Raw genomic sequence first — 637 nt, forward strand, 5'->3', positions numbered from 1 at the left:
GCCTTGGTGTGCTTAGCTTTAGCGAACAAGCCTCATCAATAAGCAACAAAACAAAACAAGAGATAATCGCAGACTTTGAGCGAACACTACTTGGCGAGCATATGAAAAACCGAGTAAATATCCTTTGGGTAGAGCATAGCGACAAGGACGGACGGCTTGAGCTAAACTTTCTAATCCCAAAAATAGACCTAGTAACTGGCAAAAGCTTTAACCCATACTACGCCAAACACGACCAATTTAACATCGACCTTTGGAAAAGAACCATAAACGACGAATACGGCTTTACTAGTCCAAACGATCCAGCCAAAGAGCAAAATATCCGCATTGACAAAAAAGACCTAGAGCATTACAACACAATCGCAGAACTAGATAAAACCCTAAAAGAACTATTAGCTCAAGGAGCTATCCTAAACCGAACCCATATGCTCGAACTACTTAGCTCAAACGGCTACACCATAAGCCGAACCAACAAAGACGGCATTAGCATAATCCTACCAAATCAAAAAAGACCAAACCGAATGAAAGGAGGCATATACAGTGCAGAATTCACAGACCTTAAAAAACTTAGCGAACTCGGCGAAAGCCAATCTCGCAGAATTCAAAGATACTCTAACCGAGATACACAAACAGAGTGCCA

General features: G+C 41.6%; 1 pseudogene. It reads left to right on the forward strand.

Features of this window, described 5'->3' with window-relative positions:
- Positions 1 to 637, forward strand: a pseudogene (locus EII23_RS12235) (relaxase/mobilization nuclease domain-containing protein); the annotation flags it as partial.

The organism is Desulfovibrio sp. OH1186_COT-070, assembly GCF_003860215.1.
Classification (GTDB): Bacteria; Desulfobacterota; Desulfovibrionia; order Desulfovibrionales; family Desulfovibrionaceae; genus Desulfovibrio.